This is a genomic window from Flavobacterium endophyticum, from assembly GCF_003634455.1.
Lineage (GTDB): Bacteria > Bacteroidota > Bacteroidia > Flavobacteriales > Flavobacteriaceae > Flavobacterium > Flavobacterium endophyticum.
Map to the genome: position 1 here is coordinate 1,951,746 of NZ_RBLC01000001.1, position 13,740 is coordinate 1,965,485.

The 13,740-nt window shown below is 37.4% G+C and carries 14 protein-coding genes and 1 tRNA gene; 3 read left to right on the top strand and 12 right to left on the bottom strand.

Annotated features, from left to right (window positions below):
• Positions 1-165 precede the first annotated feature (165 nt).
• From CLV94_RS08820 to CLV94_RS08835, 5 genes are all read right to left on the bottom strand, one after another.
• Positions 166-1,638, bottom strand: coding sequence for a M56 family metallopeptidase (locus CLV94_RS08820; protein ID WP_121376026.1), 1,473 nt, complete (start codon positions 1,636-1,638; stop codon positions 166-168).
• Positions 1,635-2,006 (bottom strand): BlaI/MecI/CopY family transcriptional regulator, encoded by a 372-nt coding sequence (locus CLV94_RS08825; protein ID WP_121376027.1) that lies wholly within the window; start codon positions 2,004-2,006, stop codon positions 1,635-1,637. The genes CLV94_RS08820 and CLV94_RS08825 overlap by 4 nt, the downstream gene beginning before the upstream one ends.
• 3 nt (positions 2,007-2,009) lie before the next feature.
• The gene (locus tag CLV94_RS17230) at positions 2,010-2,138 is read right to left on the bottom strand and encodes a hypothetical protein (RefSeq protein WP_262671878.1); all 129 of its coding nucleotides are present in this window, start codon (positions 2,136-2,138) and stop codon (positions 2,010-2,012) included.
• Positions 2,139-2,286: 148 nt separating this feature from the next.
• Positions 2,287-2,700 carry an energy transducer TonB gene (locus CLV94_RS08830; protein ID WP_121376028.1) on the bottom strand — a complete coding sequence of 138 codons (414 nt, stop codon included), beginning with the start codon at positions 2,698-2,700 and terminating at the stop codon, positions 2,287-2,289.
• Positions 2,700-4,094 (bottom strand): dipeptidase, encoded by a 1,395-nt coding sequence (locus tag CLV94_RS08835; protein WP_121376029.1) that lies wholly within the window; start codon positions 4,092-4,094, stop codon positions 2,700-2,702. The genes CLV94_RS08830 and CLV94_RS08835 overlap by 1 nt, the downstream gene beginning before the upstream one ends.
• Positions 4,095-4,232: 138 nt before the next feature.
• Between CLV94_RS08835 and CLV94_RS08840 the strand changes: the two genes are divergently transcribed.
• A tRNA-Leu gene (locus CLV94_RS08840) sits at positions 4,233-4,314 on the top strand.
• Between the two features lie 131 nt (positions 4,315-4,445).
• Positions 4,446-6,587 carry a M3 family metallopeptidase gene (locus tag CLV94_RS08845; RefSeq protein ID WP_121376030.1) on the top strand — a complete coding sequence of 714 codons (2,142 nt, stop codon included), beginning with the start codon at positions 4,446-4,448 and terminating at the stop codon, positions 6,585-6,587.
• Positions 6,588-6,623: 36 nt separating this feature from the next.
• Here the strand turns inward: CLV94_RS08845 and CLV94_RS08850 are convergent, their stop codons facing one another.
• From CLV94_RS08850 to CLV94_RS08870, 5 genes are all read right to left on the bottom strand, one after another.
• Positions 6,624-6,986, bottom strand: a complete 363-nt coding sequence (locus CLV94_RS08850; RefSeq protein WP_121376031.1) for a nuclear transport factor 2 family protein — start codon at positions 6,984-6,986, stop codon at positions 6,624-6,626.
• 100 nt (positions 6,987-7,086) lie between these two features.
• Entirely contained in the window at positions 7,087-7,998 is a 912-nt protein-coding gene (locus CLV94_RS08855) for a pseudouridine synthase (protein ID WP_121376032.1), read from the bottom strand.
• A gap of 104 nt (positions 7,999-8,102) precedes the next feature.
• Complete coding sequence (locus CLV94_RS08860) at positions 8,103-9,062, bottom strand: geranylgeranylglycerol-phosphate geranylgeranyltransferase (RefSeq protein ID WP_121376033.1); 960 nt, start codon at positions 9,060-9,062, stop codon at positions 8,103-8,105.
• 95 nt (positions 9,063-9,157) lie between these two features.
• A complete protein-coding gene (locus CLV94_RS08865; RefSeq protein WP_121376034.1) occupies positions 9,158-10,096 on the bottom strand; it encodes a mevalonate kinase family protein in 939 nt (312 codons plus the stop codon).
• A gap of 24 nt (positions 10,097-10,120) precedes the next feature.
• Positions 10,121-11,203, bottom strand: a complete 1,083-nt coding sequence (locus CLV94_RS08870) for a diphosphomevalonate/mevalonate 3,5-bisphosphate decarboxylase family protein (RefSeq protein ID WP_121376035.1) — start codon at positions 11,201-11,203, stop codon at positions 10,121-10,123.
• A 99-nt stretch (positions 11,204-11,302) separates the two neighbouring features.
• On the opposite strand from CLV94_RS08870, the gene CLV94_RS08875 reads away from it, so the two are divergent.
• On the top strand, positions 11,303-11,782 hold the full coding sequence (locus tag CLV94_RS08875; RefSeq protein WP_121376274.1) for a TspO/MBR family protein: 480 nt from the start codon (positions 11,303-11,305) through the stop codon (positions 11,780-11,782).
• A gap of 1 nt (position 11,783) precedes the next feature.
• Here the strand turns inward: CLV94_RS08875 and CLV94_RS08880 are convergent, their stop codons facing one another.
• Positions 11,784-13,004 carry a BaiN/RdsA family NAD(P)/FAD-dependent oxidoreductase gene (locus tag CLV94_RS08880; protein WP_121376036.1) on the bottom strand — a complete coding sequence of 407 codons (1,221 nt, stop codon included), beginning with the start codon at positions 13,002-13,004 and terminating at the stop codon, positions 11,784-11,786.
• On the bottom strand, positions 13,001-13,687 hold the full coding sequence (locus tag CLV94_RS08885) for a glycerophosphodiester phosphodiesterase (protein WP_121376037.1): 687 nt from the start codon (positions 13,685-13,687) through the stop codon (positions 13,001-13,003). Before CLV94_RS08885 ends, CLV94_RS08880 begins: the two co-directional genes overlap by 4 nt.
• Positions 13,688-13,740: the final 53 nt, after the last annotated feature.

The window sequence follows — 13,740 nt, forward strand, 5'->3', positions numbered from 1 at the left end:
ATTGAAAACGTGTCCAATATGTGATTGATGATGATATCTACAAAAGTAACGCCAAATTTTAAATAATGTTATAAAACGTTGATATGTTTTGGCTTAGAGATAAAAAAATCCGCTGATTTAGCGGATTTTATGTTGGAAATTATAGTCTTCTATTTATTAAGATAATTAGCTTCCTGTTTTTATTTTTGGAGGCGTTGCCATTCCTGCTTTCTTTTGAAGCTTGCTTTCCACTTCAACCATCGTGATTGCCTCTCCGGGATATTTAGGTGTTTTTCCCATATCTTTCTTGTCGAAATAATCATTTGTATATAGGCGGAATTGATAAGGCTGCGGATGTTGTTGGCTTCGTGCATTTTTATGGACAAAACTTCCCGAGAAATGAACGATATCTGATCGGTCAAATTTGTTCAATTCGGTATTACTTACATAAGTGTCATTTAACCAAATCCCATATTTTTTAGAATCTTTAAAATCCTCAAATTCTTTTTGGGTAGGATTCTTCTTTACGTTGGCTTTAGGAACCCTTAACCATATTTCAAAACGTTTTTTGTCTTCTGGAGTCAATTCTTCATATACTTTGTCAAAGAGGATGTCTTTGCCCTCATAACCATTTTTGGTTCGTACCATTGTTCTGTACATAATAAACCTGACACCGGCAAAATAACTAGCTTCAGTAGCTTCGCTTGTTTGATCTTTATGCCAATGGCTAATAGGCTTGTTCATGTCGTTTTCATTGACTTGTTTTCCGTTAATCCAAACCTCGGGTTCTTTTTCTGAAGCAGTTGTTTTTAAGCATACAAGGAATATCAATCCAGCCAAGACTGGCAAGAATACTAATTTTTTGAGCAATGCTCTTGATTTTGATGTGGTTTTTGTCATCATAATTAATCGTTTTTTTGTTACTGAAAAATTCAAGTTACTGGCCAAGTAAAAGTTGCTGTTCCACGATGCCTTTTCCAAAAGCAGGTTTTGGTAGAATGGAACATTTTTATGAGATTTCACCACGTTTTCATCTGCAAGAAATTCGTGGTTGAGTTGTATCGCTTTTTTATAAAGAAGTAATAGAGGATTGAACCAGAATACTGTCTTTATGATTTCAATGAACAGGATATCATAGCTGTGTCTTTGCCTTACATGAGTCAATTCGTGAGTGTATAATTCTTCTTGTATGTTTCGGTTGTTATAATCATCGCCATTTATGAAAATGTACTGCAGGAAAGTATGAGGTAGCGACTTTTCTCTTACCAATACTAATGTGGAATAGAAGAAAGAGACTGTCCTGTTTTTTCTCACTTTTGAAAGCAAGGCATATATGTTTTTGCCAAATCGAACAATAAAGAAAATCGTTACCACAGCATATAAGCTCCAAAGCAAGATTGGAATATAATTTACATCTTCTTGTTTGATAAAAGCTACAGTTTCATTTTTTGTCTGAATCGGATTTGGAAGAAGTAACGGTTTTGAAATGGATTCGAATGCTATTTCAATCGTTATGAAAGGAAGAGCAAAAGAAAACAATAAGCTGAATAAAAGATAAAATCTATTGAAGGTATGCATCTTCTCCTTTTCTAGAAAAAGATGGTATAAGCCTAAGAGCAGTGTCAAGCTTATGGTCGATTTGATTAAAAAGTCGATCATTTTTTCTTTTTTTGGATTTCTTTGTCGATAATCTTTTGAAGTTCTTCCAATTCGGTTTTGGTCAAATCGGTTTCCGTCGTAAAAAATGAGGCAAATTGTGAAGCTGAATTATTAAAGAAATTCTTGATCAAGCCGTTCACGTGTTTTGAGAAATAGTCTGTTTTTTTGACTAGCGGATAATATTCTCTGGAGTTGCCTATTTCAGTATATGTTACAAATTTTTTGTCAATCATTCTTTTCAGCAGTGTAGCCACAGTTGTGGTTGCTGGTTTTGGCTCGGGATAGCATTCCAGTAAATCTTTCATGAAAGCCTTTTCAAGCTTCCACAGGTGTTGCATTAACTGTTCTTCTGAATTGGATAGTTGCATTTTTTATTGTTTTATTTCTGTTTCATTAAGTATAGCACCGTTTTCATACGTTCTGATGCCTATAAGTTGGCCGCTTTCGTCATAAAATTTCCAGTCGCCATTATAAAACCAGTGCATTTCATTTTCTGTCAAGACTTAGATACTGTTTTTGTAAATTTCATTCTACAAAATTAGAATTTACTCTACAAATGTAGAAATAAAATTCAATTCTACAAGTGTAGAGCAAAGTTTTTTTTGGAAATAAAAAAATCCGTTCGATAATGAACGGATTTGTATGAATTTATTCGAAACGTAATGTCACCGGAAAATGATAAAGAGTTTTGACAGGTTTTCCTTTTTGATAACCCGGTTTCCATTTTGGCGATTTGCTCAAGACTCGTACTACTTCGTCAGCAACGCCGTAGCCTGGATCTTTCAGGAGTTTAATATTGCTTAAAGTTCCGTCTCTTTCGACCACAAAAGTGACATTTATACGGATATTTTCCGTGATTCCTTCCGGAAAGCGAAAATTAGTATAGACAAATTGCCCAAACTTATTAATGCCTCCAGGGAATTCAGGAGATTGTTCTACGACATCGTATACGTCGTCAATACTTGGCTCCAGCTGGTTTGCATTTACTGTTGTGGTTTGCGCTTTACTTTCAATACTCAATAAGTTGAAGGTCAAAGCAAATACAATAAAAGCCTTTTTCATTATTTAACTTTAAAAAGCTCCACAAAATATTTATAAAACAACGGAATAGTTTCGATTCCCTTTAAGTAATTGAAAACTCCGAAATGTTCGTTAGGCGAGTGGATAGCATCGCTGTCTAAACCAAACCCCATCAAGATAGTTTTGCTCTTTAATTCTTTTTCAAACAATGCTACGATAGGAATACTTCCTCCAGAACGAACCGGAATCGGCTGTACTCCAAAGCTTTCATTATAGGCTTTGGCAGCGGCTTGGTAACCAATACTGTCAATTGGAGTGACATAGCCTTGTCCTCCATGATGCGGTTTTACTTTTACGGTAACGCCGCTTGGAGCAATGCTTTCAAAATGTTTTGTAAACAATTCTGTAATCTCATGCCAGTCTTGATTCGGAACTAAACGCATCGATATTTTTGCATACGCTTTGCTCGCTATAACCGTTTTAGCGCCTTCGCCCGTATAACCGCCCCAGATTCCGTTAACATCTAAAGTTGGACGGATAGAGTTTCTTTCGTTGGTAGTATAGCCTTTTTCGCCATAGATATCGTTTAGGTCTAAGGCCTTTTTGTAAGCTTCTAAAGAAAAAGGTGCTTTCGCCATTTCAGCTCTTTCCGCATCAGAAAGTTCTTCTACTTTGTCGTAAAATCCTGGAATGGTGATATGGTTGTTTTCGTCATGAAGCGAAGCAATCATTTTGGCCAAAACGTTTATCGGGTTGGCAACAGCACCGCCATATAAGCCAGAATGCAAGTCGCGGTTCGGTCCCGTAACTTCCACTTCTACATAGCTTAGTCCGCGTAATCCTGTTGTGATTGACGGCTGTGTATTTGAGATCATTCCCGTATCAGAAATCAAGATGACATCATTTTTTAATTTCTCTTGGTTTCTTTCTACAAACCAGCTCAAGCTGGCAGAGCCGACTTCTTCTTCGCCTTCGATCATGAATTTCACATTGCAAGGAAGGTTATTCGTTTGTACCATGTATTCCAAGGCCTTCACATGCATGTACATTTGGCCTTTATCATCGCATGCTCCACGGGCAAAGATAGCACCGTCAGGATGCAGGTCCGTTTTTTTGATTACAGGCTCAAAAGGAGGCGATGTCCACAAATCCAACGGATCTGGCGGCTGTACGTCATAATGTCCATAAACCAAAACTGTAGGCAGGTTTTTATCGATTATTTTCTCCCCATACACAATAGGATAGCCTGGAGTATCGCAAATTTCGACAAAATCACAGCCCGCTTTTTCTAAGCTTGCTTTAACAGCATTTGCTGTGTCAATAACATCTTGAGAATAGGCAGAATCTGCGCTGACAGATGGAATCTTCAGTAAATCAATAAGTTCGTTGAGGAAACGTTCTTTGTTTTTTTGAACGTAGTCTTTTATAGTATCCATTAATGGTAAATTGATATGTTGTCTGCCAAAAATACGAAAAAGAATATTTTAATTTTTTTTAATTTTTTATTTGAAAGTTCAAAACTATGACTATATTTGCACCTCGATTGAGACAATAGTCAAAATCAAAAGTCTACTGCGGGTATGGTGAAATTGGTAGACACGCCAGACTTAGGATCTGGTGCCGCAAGGTGTGTAGGTTCGAGTCCTATTACCCGCACTGAAAAGTCTCTCTTAGTCGAGGGACTTTTTTTTTGGAATAAACTCTCCTTTCCAAATCTTATTAATTAACATTCCTAAGTAGTTTTAAAAATCAATTTCCTCTAAATTTACATTTCAATATAATTTTAGATGAGAAAAAAATCCTTTTTCATTTTGTTGGCAATCGGAAATATGCTGACAATTGAAGCGCAAGAAAACAAGCAAACTATGAATCCATTTTTTCAGGCCTACGCTACGCCATTTGAAGTTCCGCCTTTTGACAAGATAAAAAACGAGCACTTCAAGCCGGCAATTTTAGAAGGTATCAAAAGACATGAAGCCGAAATTAATACCATAGCCAATAATCCCGAAGCTCCAACTTTTGAGAATACGATTCTTGCCATGGAGAATGCAGGAGAACTATTGTCAAACGTAAATGTGGTCTTTTCGAATATAAATGGCGCTAACACAAACGAAGAGCTCCAAAAAATAGCAAAAGAAGTTTCTCCTAATCTTGCTGCTCACAATGATAATATCTATTTAAATGAGAAATTATTTGCAAGAGTAAAAGCAATCTGGAACAAAAAAGAGTCGCTGAATCTAAACCTAGAACAGGCAAAAATTCTAGAGAATCTGCACAAAGCATTTGTCAGAAGTGGTGCTAATTTAGCCGATGCTGATAAAGACAAGCTTCGTAAAATAAATGCAGAACTTTCACTTACTTCTTTAAAATACGGACAAAATATTCTAGCAGAAACCAATAAATTTGAATTGGTAATTGATGATAAAAAAGATTTGGCAGGATTGCCGCAAGAGCTAATCAATGCAGCAGCAGAAGATGCTAAAACAAAAGGCAAAGAAGGGAAATGGATTTTTACGCTTTCGAATTCTAGCGTGATGCCATTCTTGCAATACAGTTCGAATAGAAAATTACGCCAGCAGATTTGGGAGGCCTATCAGACACGAGGCAATCATGATGATGAATTTGATAATAAGGAAAATGCGGTTAAGCTCGCCAATCTTCGAGGCGAAAAAGCTCGATTGTTAGGGTATAAGTCACATTCCGCATACGTGCTGGAAGAATCGATGGCCAAAACTCCTGAAAATGTAGCCAAGCTTCTGAATGATTTGTGGAAGCCAGCTTTGGCAATTGCCAAGACGGAAGCTGCAGATATCCAAAAAATGATGGACAAAGAAGGTGTCAAGGACAAAGTCAAACCGTATGATTGGAGGTATTATACTGAAAAAATCAGAAAGCAGCGTTTTGATCTAGACGAACAAGAATTGAGACCTTATTTTAGTTTGGACAATGTCAGGAAAGGCGTTTTTCAAGTCACAGAAAAGCTATATGGCCTAAAATTCAAGCAACTCAATGATGTTCCAAAATACCATGAAGAAGTTACGACCTGGGAAGTCACGGAAGCTGACGGAACACATGTAGGGATTCTATACATGGATTTCTTTCCGAGAGCTTCCAAAAGAGGCGGTGCTTGGATGACATCGTACCGAAGCCAAAAAACAGTTGACGGTAAAAGAAAAGCTCCGGTAATTTCAATTGTCTGCAATTTTACAAAACCAACCGGCGATACGCCAGCATTGCTGACTTTTGATGAAGTAACGACTTTCTTCCATGAATTTGGACATGCATTGCACGGATTATTATCTAATGTAACCTATAAAAGCCTTTCGGGAACAAGCGTTCCGAGAGATTTTGTAGAACTGCCATCGCAGATTATGGAAAACTGGGCGGCCGAACCCGAAGTATTGAAAATGTATGCCAAGCATTATAAAACGGGCGAAGTAATTCCTGATGCGCTAATTCAAAAGCTTCAAAAATCTGGTACTTTTGATCAAGGATTTGCGACAGTAGAATATCTAGCAGCTTCGTTCCTGGATATGGATTATCATACGCAGACAGCGCCTATAAAACTAGATGCTAATTCGTTTGAAAAGAATTCCATGAAAAAGATTGGCTTGATCGATGCGATTATTCCAAGATACAGAAGTACCTATTTCAGCCATATTTTTGCTGGCGGCTATTCTTCAGGATACTACAGCTATATTTGGTCAGGAGTTTTGGATACAGATGCTTTTGAGGCCTTCAAGACAACAAATCTTTTCAATCCAGAAAAAGCAAAATTATTCCGAAAAAATGTCCTTGAAAAAGGAGGTACAGAAGACCCAATGGTTTTGTATAAAAGATTCCGAGGTGCAGAGCCTAGCGTGGAACCGTTATTAAGAAAACGCGGTCTCGACAAAAAAGAAGAAACTTCTAAAAAGATTAAAGGTTAAAATAAAAGCCCTTGGGAAACCAAGGGCTTTTTTGTTTTATCCGTGATAAACACGAGAAGCAATAATTTTTCCGTTTTTGACGTCCAAAACTTCTGCAACGAGCATATCATCTTCGCCATCGACATTTCTTATGTATTCCATAAAAACCCTGTCGCCGTTGGCGGTTAGTGAAGTAACCTTATAATGTAAAGAGGGCAGGCGTTCAAAAGCATCTTGCCACCATTCGCGTAATGCTTGTTTTCCTTCTACAAAACCGTTTGTTTCTGGCTTTCTGATTTTCAGTTTCGGACTAAAATGCCTGGCTTCGTCATCATAAAGGCTTAAGAGCTGTTCTAGTTGATGTGAATTAAAAGCATCAAACCATTTGAAAGCTATAGATTGTAATGTTTCTGGTGTCATAAGTTTGTTTTGTGTACTACGCAAAGCTACAAAAGCAAAAATCCCGAAAGCTTATTTCTCGGGATTTTTTTATGTTTCAAACTTTGTAGAATTCGTTTGATTAAACGTTTTTCAAGTTGATAATTTCTTGTTCGGTCAAAAATCTCCAATTTCCTCTTGGAAGATTCTTTTTTGTAAGTCCGGCAAAAGCAACGCGGTCAATTCTCAATACATCATAGCTGAAATGCTCAAAAATATGGCGTACTACTTTTACGTTAGCTGTGCGTAATTTTAATCCGATTTCGCTTTTAGGCTGATCGTCGATATAGCTGATTTCTTCAACACTTACGCGATGGCCTTCAATCGTAAGACCTTTTTGGATTTTCTCAAGATCTTCAAATTTCAAATTTTTGTCTAATGAAACTTGGTAGATTTTAGACGATTTTTGGTTCGGAATCGTGAATTTACGAATCATATCGGTATCATTCGTAAACAACAACAAACCTGTCGTGTTTTTGTCCATACGGCCCACAGGTGATAAGATCGATTTTGTGGCACCTTTCACCAATTCTGAAACATTTCTGTGCTCAAAACCTTCGTCTAATGCTGTCGTAAAGTTCTTTGGCTTGTTCAGTAAAATATATTCTTTTTTCTCTGGAGTCAAAATCGCCCCGTCAAAATTGACAACATCTGTAGGTTTTACAAGATATCCCATTTCAGTAACAGGAATCCCATTAACCTTTACATTGCCTGATTGGATATAGATATCGGCGTCACGACGGGAACATATTCCCGAGTTTGAGATGTATTTATTAAGACGTATTTCGTCTGCTGCTTTTTGTCTTTTTGGAGCTTGGTTCGCTTTTTTAACAGGCTTTTCAGGATTTGCACTGGCTGCTTTTGCTGGAGCAGGCTTGTCTTTTTTAGGGCCTTGGGCTCTTTTTGGCAATGGTGGTTTTGATTTCCCAAAACTGCTTTTCCCTCTAGGTCGATTTGAGGCACTACGTCTGTTGCCTCCTTCATTCTTGTTCATTAGTGTCTAATTTGTGCAAAGATAGCGATTTGAACGTTAAATCGCTCAACTATCGGGAGATTAGATTTTTTCGGGACGGACTGGTTCTGCTTCAGGAGCAGAAATTAGCAGAAGTTGATGGCCAATAAGATTTTTTTCCCATGCCATAAAACGGCAGGCTCAATCAATACGATGCAGAAAACCCCCGCAACAATAATAAATTTAAGAAGATTGTGGAGCTTTAAAAATTCTTCTCTTGTGTTCGATTTCCAAAGTTTCAATAGAAAGAAAATCAGCAACATGAGGCAGATGTAAAAATAAATGACCATATAGCCTACTTCATAGACATCAACTAAAATATAGACCGGAAGAATTGTCAGTAGGGTCAGTGCTGTAATGACTTTCTTTGAAATAGACTCTCCGTAAACTACTGGAATGGTTTTGTAATCGCTTACAAAATCACCTTTCATATTTTCCAAATCCTTGACCATTTCTCGGATAAGAATCAATAAAAACAGGAAGCTTGCATGTCCAAAAATAATTCCGATTTTTTGCCAATCGTACTCTTCGTATTGGCCTTTGAAAAAATAAAGAAGAATCCCGAAGAAAGGAAAAATGGCCAAGATGGAAGCGGTCAGGTTTCCGATAATAGGATATTTTTTGAGCTTGTGCGAATAAAACCAAATCAGGAAAATATACGCAGAATAAAAGATACTAACTCTCCAAGAAACAAAATAGGCTAGAAAAACTGCTAAAAAGTTCAGTCCGAAATAAACATAGAGCTTGGTCTTCTGGCTTACGAGTCGGTCCAACATTGATTTGTTTGGACGATTGATCAAGTCTTTTTGCGCATCATAGAAGTTATTGATGATGTAGCCTGAAGCAATACAAAAACTGGAAACCAAAACCAAGATAAAAAGATTGATGTCCAAAATAACATCCAAAGCCCGAGTGTTTTCTGGAGCTAAGATAAATATAGCAGAAAGGTATTGCGCTAAAACAATCACGGGAATATTATATCCTCGAACGACAGAAAACAAACTGATAATTTTCATTACTAGAAGCTTGTTCTTTCTGCTTAACATTTCTGATACAGGATTTTGGGTTTGAAGTAAAAAGTTTTATGCCTAGTTTATAACGGCTGACCTTTGACTTTATGATTTTTGATTAAGACTCTTGACTAAAACTGGTAGACAACCTCTAGTTTGTAATCTTTCAAAGATTCTTTGGCTTTTTCGTAATCATGCGTAAATCCAAGAATATAACCGCCACCGCCAGAACCACAAAGTTTCAAGTAGTAGTCGTTTGAATCCAATCCTTTCTGCCAAACTCCATGAAATTGCTCTGGAATCATTGGCTTGAAATTGTTCAAGACCACTTTGGAAAGTTTTTTAGTATTAGACAGCAATGATTTGATATCGCCGTGTAGAAAATCATCAATACTGGCATCGGTATATTTTACGAATTGGTTTTTCACCATAGCCCTGAATCCTTTGTCCTTCAGGCTTTCCATAAAAATGCTTACCATTGGAGCAGTTTCTTTTACCATTCCAGAATCCAGCAAAAATACGGCTCCTTTTCCTTGAAGGCTTTGAGTAGGAATGCCTGTAGCTTCGATATTGTCGTGCGAATTAATCAATATAGGAATGCTCAAATAGCTGTTCAACGGATCCAATCCAGAGCTTGTTCCGTGGAAAAACGATTCCATTTTTGAAAAAATCTGCTTTAATTTCAATAATTTCTCACGAGTCAAGTTTTCAAGAACCGTGATTTTATTTTCGGCATATTGGTCGTAGATAGCCGCCACTAAGGCGCCGCTGCTTCCAATACCATAACCTTGTGGAATGCTGGAATCAAAATACATTCCGGCTTCAACATTCAATTTTAGCAATTCAATATTAAAAGTCACCAATTCTGGATTTTCTTGTTGCATTGTTTCCAAATAAGCAACAAAACGTTTCAGGCTGGCGTTTGATTTTTGGGCTTCATCGGAAAGATTATTGTCAACTTTCAATCCACCGTTGAAAAAATTATAAGGAATGGACAAACCTCGGGAACCTTTGTTGATTGCATGTTCGCCGAAGAGTAATATTTTGGAGTAAAATAATGGTCCTTTCATGTCGTGTCTGGAATTTTGTTAAAATTACAACTTTTTTGCGCCAAATCCAATTTCGTCGCAAATATATTGCGAGTTTTGGCAAAAGCCAACTAATTCATTCTTAATTAATTCTAAAACTTCTTCTCTAACGTTTTCGGGATATAAAACATGGACGTTGGCTCCAGCATCTAACGTAAAACATACCGGAATATTGGTCTCGTTCCTAAATTTCCAGATACGATTGATAATTTCCAGCGTATTCGGCTTCATCAAGATATAATACGGCATTGATGTTAGCATCATGGCATGTAAGGTCAAAGCCTCGCTTTCTACAATCTTGATGAATTCTTGAAGGTTTCCAGATTCAAGGATTGCTTTTATTTTAGAAAGATTCTCATGGGCCTGCTTAAATCGTCTTTCGGCATACGGATGATGGTGCATCAAATCGTGTCCGACTGTGCTCGAAACTTGTTTCTCGCCCTTGTCAACTAATAAAATAGTGTCTTGGTAGTTCTTGAAATTTTCATGAATTTTGTTTGGGAATTCTACTCCAAATAAATCAGAGCTTCCGTCAATATCGTTGTGATTTCCCCAAATGACCACATTTCCTTTTACGCTTCTGCAGGCACTGCCAGAACCTAATCTTGCTAAAAATGAGGCTTTTTGAAAGAAATACTCTTCGGTCATTTCTGAATTGAGCTCTTTTTCAAGGCTCATCAAATTAACAGCCAAGGCGGCCATTCCAGACGCGGAAGAGGCAATTCCGGAGCTGTGCGGAAACGTATTTTCAGTATTTATCGTAAAATGATATTCTTTTAGGAAAGGAAGGTATTGTTCTATTCGTTCAAAAAATTTCTGGATTTTTGGTTTGAAATCTTCTTTCGGTTTACCTTCAAACAATAAGTCAAATGAAAAATTGTCATTTCCTTCTTTTTTTTCAAAAGCTAAAGAAGTCAAGGTCTTGCAGTTGTTTAATGTAAAACTGATGGAGGGATTGGCAGGGATCTGATGGTCTTTTTTACCCCAATATTTCACCAAAGCAATGTTGCTCGGAGCGCTCCATTTATAAAGTCCTTTTTCTATTGAATGCGTATAGTTTGACGGAATAAAATCCTTTTCAGAAATCATAGTCATGAATTTGCGCAAAGATACTTTTTTTAGCCAAATAGCAGATTGGCATTAGGGCTAATCTGTGAAAATAACTTAATTTTGATAAAAAAAGGAAAGATGAATAAATACACACGAATTTTAGTTTTGGTCGTAACCTGTCTGGCTGTAGGCTACTTTTCAAGTCTTGTAACGCGTACGGCTGTTGAAAGCTGGTTTCCAACGATTCAAAAACCAAGCTTTAATCCGCCAAACTGGCTTTTTGCACCTGTTTGGACAACGCTATATATCATGATGGGAATTGCCGGAGGCCTTGTTTGGCATGAAATCGATTCCTCAAGAAAAGAAGAAGTCAAAAAAGCAATGAAATTTTTTGCCATCCAATTAGCACTGAATGCCTTGTGGTCGTATTTGTTTTTCGGATTAAAAAACCCACTGTTGGCTTTAGTCGAGATTGTCTTGCTTTGGTTGATGATTTATGAAACGTATATAAAGTTCGTGAGAATCAATAAATTTTCAGGGTATTTATTTGTTCCTTATCTGCTTTGGGTAAGTTTTGCGACGGTTTTGAATGCGAGTATTTGGTGGCTGAATCAGTAATCTAAATTGAATTGGCAACGATAAAGCCGCTTGTCCAAGCATTTTGGAAATTAAACCCGCCTGTAATCGCATCGATATTCGTGATTTCTCCAGCGAAATAAAGATTTTGATGGATTTTACTTTCCATCGTCTTAAAATTAATTTCTTTTAGATCAATTCCGCCTGCAGTAACAAATTCTTCTTTAAAAGTACTTTTTCCATTGACTTGAAATTGCGCATTTGTAAGTTGGTTTGTTAGATTTTGTAGTTGATTTTTAGATAAATCAGCCCATTTTGTTTCTTCGGAAATTCCTGAGGCCAAAACCAAGCTTTCCCATAAACGATTCGGAAACTCAAAAGGTGATTTCTTTGAAACTGTTTTTTTGGAATGTTCTTGTTTTAAATCTTTCAGGATAATTTCTGCATCTTCAGCATCAATATCATTCAACCAGTTGACGAAAATGGTAAACTGGTAATTTTTCTCAAACAAGATTCGGGCTCCCCATGCAGATAATTTCAAGATGGCCGGACCGCTCATTCCCCAATGCGTGACTAATAATGGTCCGGTTGAAGTCAATTTAGTGTCTTTGACTTTTACGGAAACTTGTGCCGAAACGCCTGGCAATTCTTTGATGCGAGGATCTTTGATGTTAAACGTAAATAGAGATGGCACCGGACTTACGACGGAATGTCCAAATTCTTGGAGCATTTCCCACATTTTCGGATTGCTTCCTGTAGCCAAAACTAATTTTTCGCAGAGGTATTTTTCGTTCTGGGTTTCGACTTTCCAAAAATTTCCATCAGGAGTTTCGGATTTATAAATAGATTGCACGCTTTGTCCAGTCAAGACTTGAATGCCTAATTTTTTTGTGGCTGTCGTAAAACAATCAATAATGGTCTGAGACGAATTGGAAACGGGAAACATGCGTCCGTCGTCTTCAGTTTTTAATTCCACGCCGTGTTTTTGAAACCATTCAATCGTATCACCAGAACAAAACTGATGAAACGGGCCGCGAAGCTCTTTTTCGCCACGGGGATAAAACTTTACCAATTCGTTAGGTTCAAAACAAGCATGTGTTACATTGCATCTTCCCCCGCCAGAAATCCTGACTTTTGTCAACACTTCTTTGCCGCGTTCTAGTATGGCAATCTTTAATTTCGGATTCTTTTCTGCACAGTTTATGGCTGTAAAAAAACCTCCGGCTCCGCCGCCTACGATGATTATGTCAAAATTTTGGCTCATATTCTTTCTGGGAAATCAGTGATGATTCCGTCAATGTTATAGGTTTTTATTCTCTCGATATCTTCAGTTTCATTGATGGTCCAAGTATAGATTTTGAAACCTTGCTCTTGCGTTTTTTGTACGTTTTCTTCTGTCAAAAGGCTAAAATGTGGATGAATGGCTTTGGCTGAAAACGCTGTCGCCCATTCTAAAGCTTGTGTGACACTCGCTTGAGATAAAACGCCTAGATGAATTTTTGGATTGATGAGATACATCATTTCTAGTTCTTCTCTTTGGAAGCTGGAAACGATAAAATCTTCGTATTTGTACTCTTTTTCAAGAATATATTTTTCAATAAGGTGTGAAACGGGTTTAGCTGTGTGGCGACCTTTCAATTCAATATTAATCAGGCATTTTTTGCCGACTAATTCCAAAACTTCTTCTAAAGTAGGCACTTCAATATGGTCGTTAATACGTAACGCTTTTATCTCAGAAAGGGTTAACTCTGATACGGTTCCAGAACCATTTGTAGTCCTGTCGACAGTGAAATCATGGATAACGATAAGCTCGCCGGTCTTGCAGACATGAACGTCCAATTCAATTCCATCAACATTCAGATCTAATGCTTTTTGGAAAGAAGGAAGCGTGTTTTCAGGCTCATGGCCTTTGGCACCGCGATGTCCGATGTTGAGTGTTTTTTTCAAGAGCCGGTTTTATTTGGTAAAAGTAACGCTTTTGGAAATGTTGGGCAAAGTTT

Coding starts and splice junctions, on each gene's coding strand:
- CLV94_RS08845 (WP_121376030.1), top strand. CDS start 4,446: ATGAGAAAAAAATCCTTTTTCATTTTGTTGGCAATCGGAAATATGCTG.
- CLV94_RS08835 (WP_121376029.1), bottom strand. CDS start 4,094: ATGGATACTATAAAAGACTACGTTCAAAAAAACAAAGAACGTTTCCTC.
- CLV94_RS08830 (WP_121376028.1), bottom strand. CDS start 2,700: ATGAAAAAGGCTTTTATTGTATTTGCTTTGACCTTCAACTTATTGAGT.
- CLV94_RS08825 (WP_121376027.1), bottom strand. CDS start 2,006: ATGCAACTATCCAATTCAGAAGAACAGTTAATGCAACACCTGTGGAAG.
- CLV94_RS08820 (WP_121376026.1), bottom strand. CDS start 1,638: ATGATCGACTTTTTAATCAAATCGACCATAAGCTTGACACTGCTCTTA.
- CLV94_RS08870 (WP_121376035.1), bottom strand. CDS start 11,203: ATGATTTCTGAAAAGGATTTTATTCCGTCAAACTATACGCATTCAATA.
- CLV94_RS08880 (WP_121376036.1), bottom strand. CDS start 13,004: ATGAGCCAAAATTTTGACATAATCATCGTAGGCGGCGGAGCCGGAGGT.
- CLV94_RS08855 (WP_121376032.1), bottom strand. CDS start 7,998: ATGAACAAGAATGAAGGAGGCAACAGACGTAGTGCCTCAAATCGACCT.
- CLV94_RS08860 (WP_121376033.1), bottom strand. CDS start 9,062: ATGTTAAGCAGAAAGAACAAGCTTCTAGTAATGAAAATTATCAGTTTG.
- CLV94_RS08850 (WP_121376031.1), bottom strand. CDS start 6,986: ATGACACCAGAAACATTACAATCTATAGCTTTCAAATGGTTTGATGCT.
- CLV94_RS08875 (WP_121376274.1), top strand. CDS start 11,303: ATGAATAAATACACACGAATTTTAGTTTTGGTCGTAACCTGTCTGGCT.
- CLV94_RS08865 (WP_121376034.1), bottom strand. CDS start 10,096: ATGAAAGGACCATTATTTTACTCCAAAATATTACTCTTCGGCGAACAT.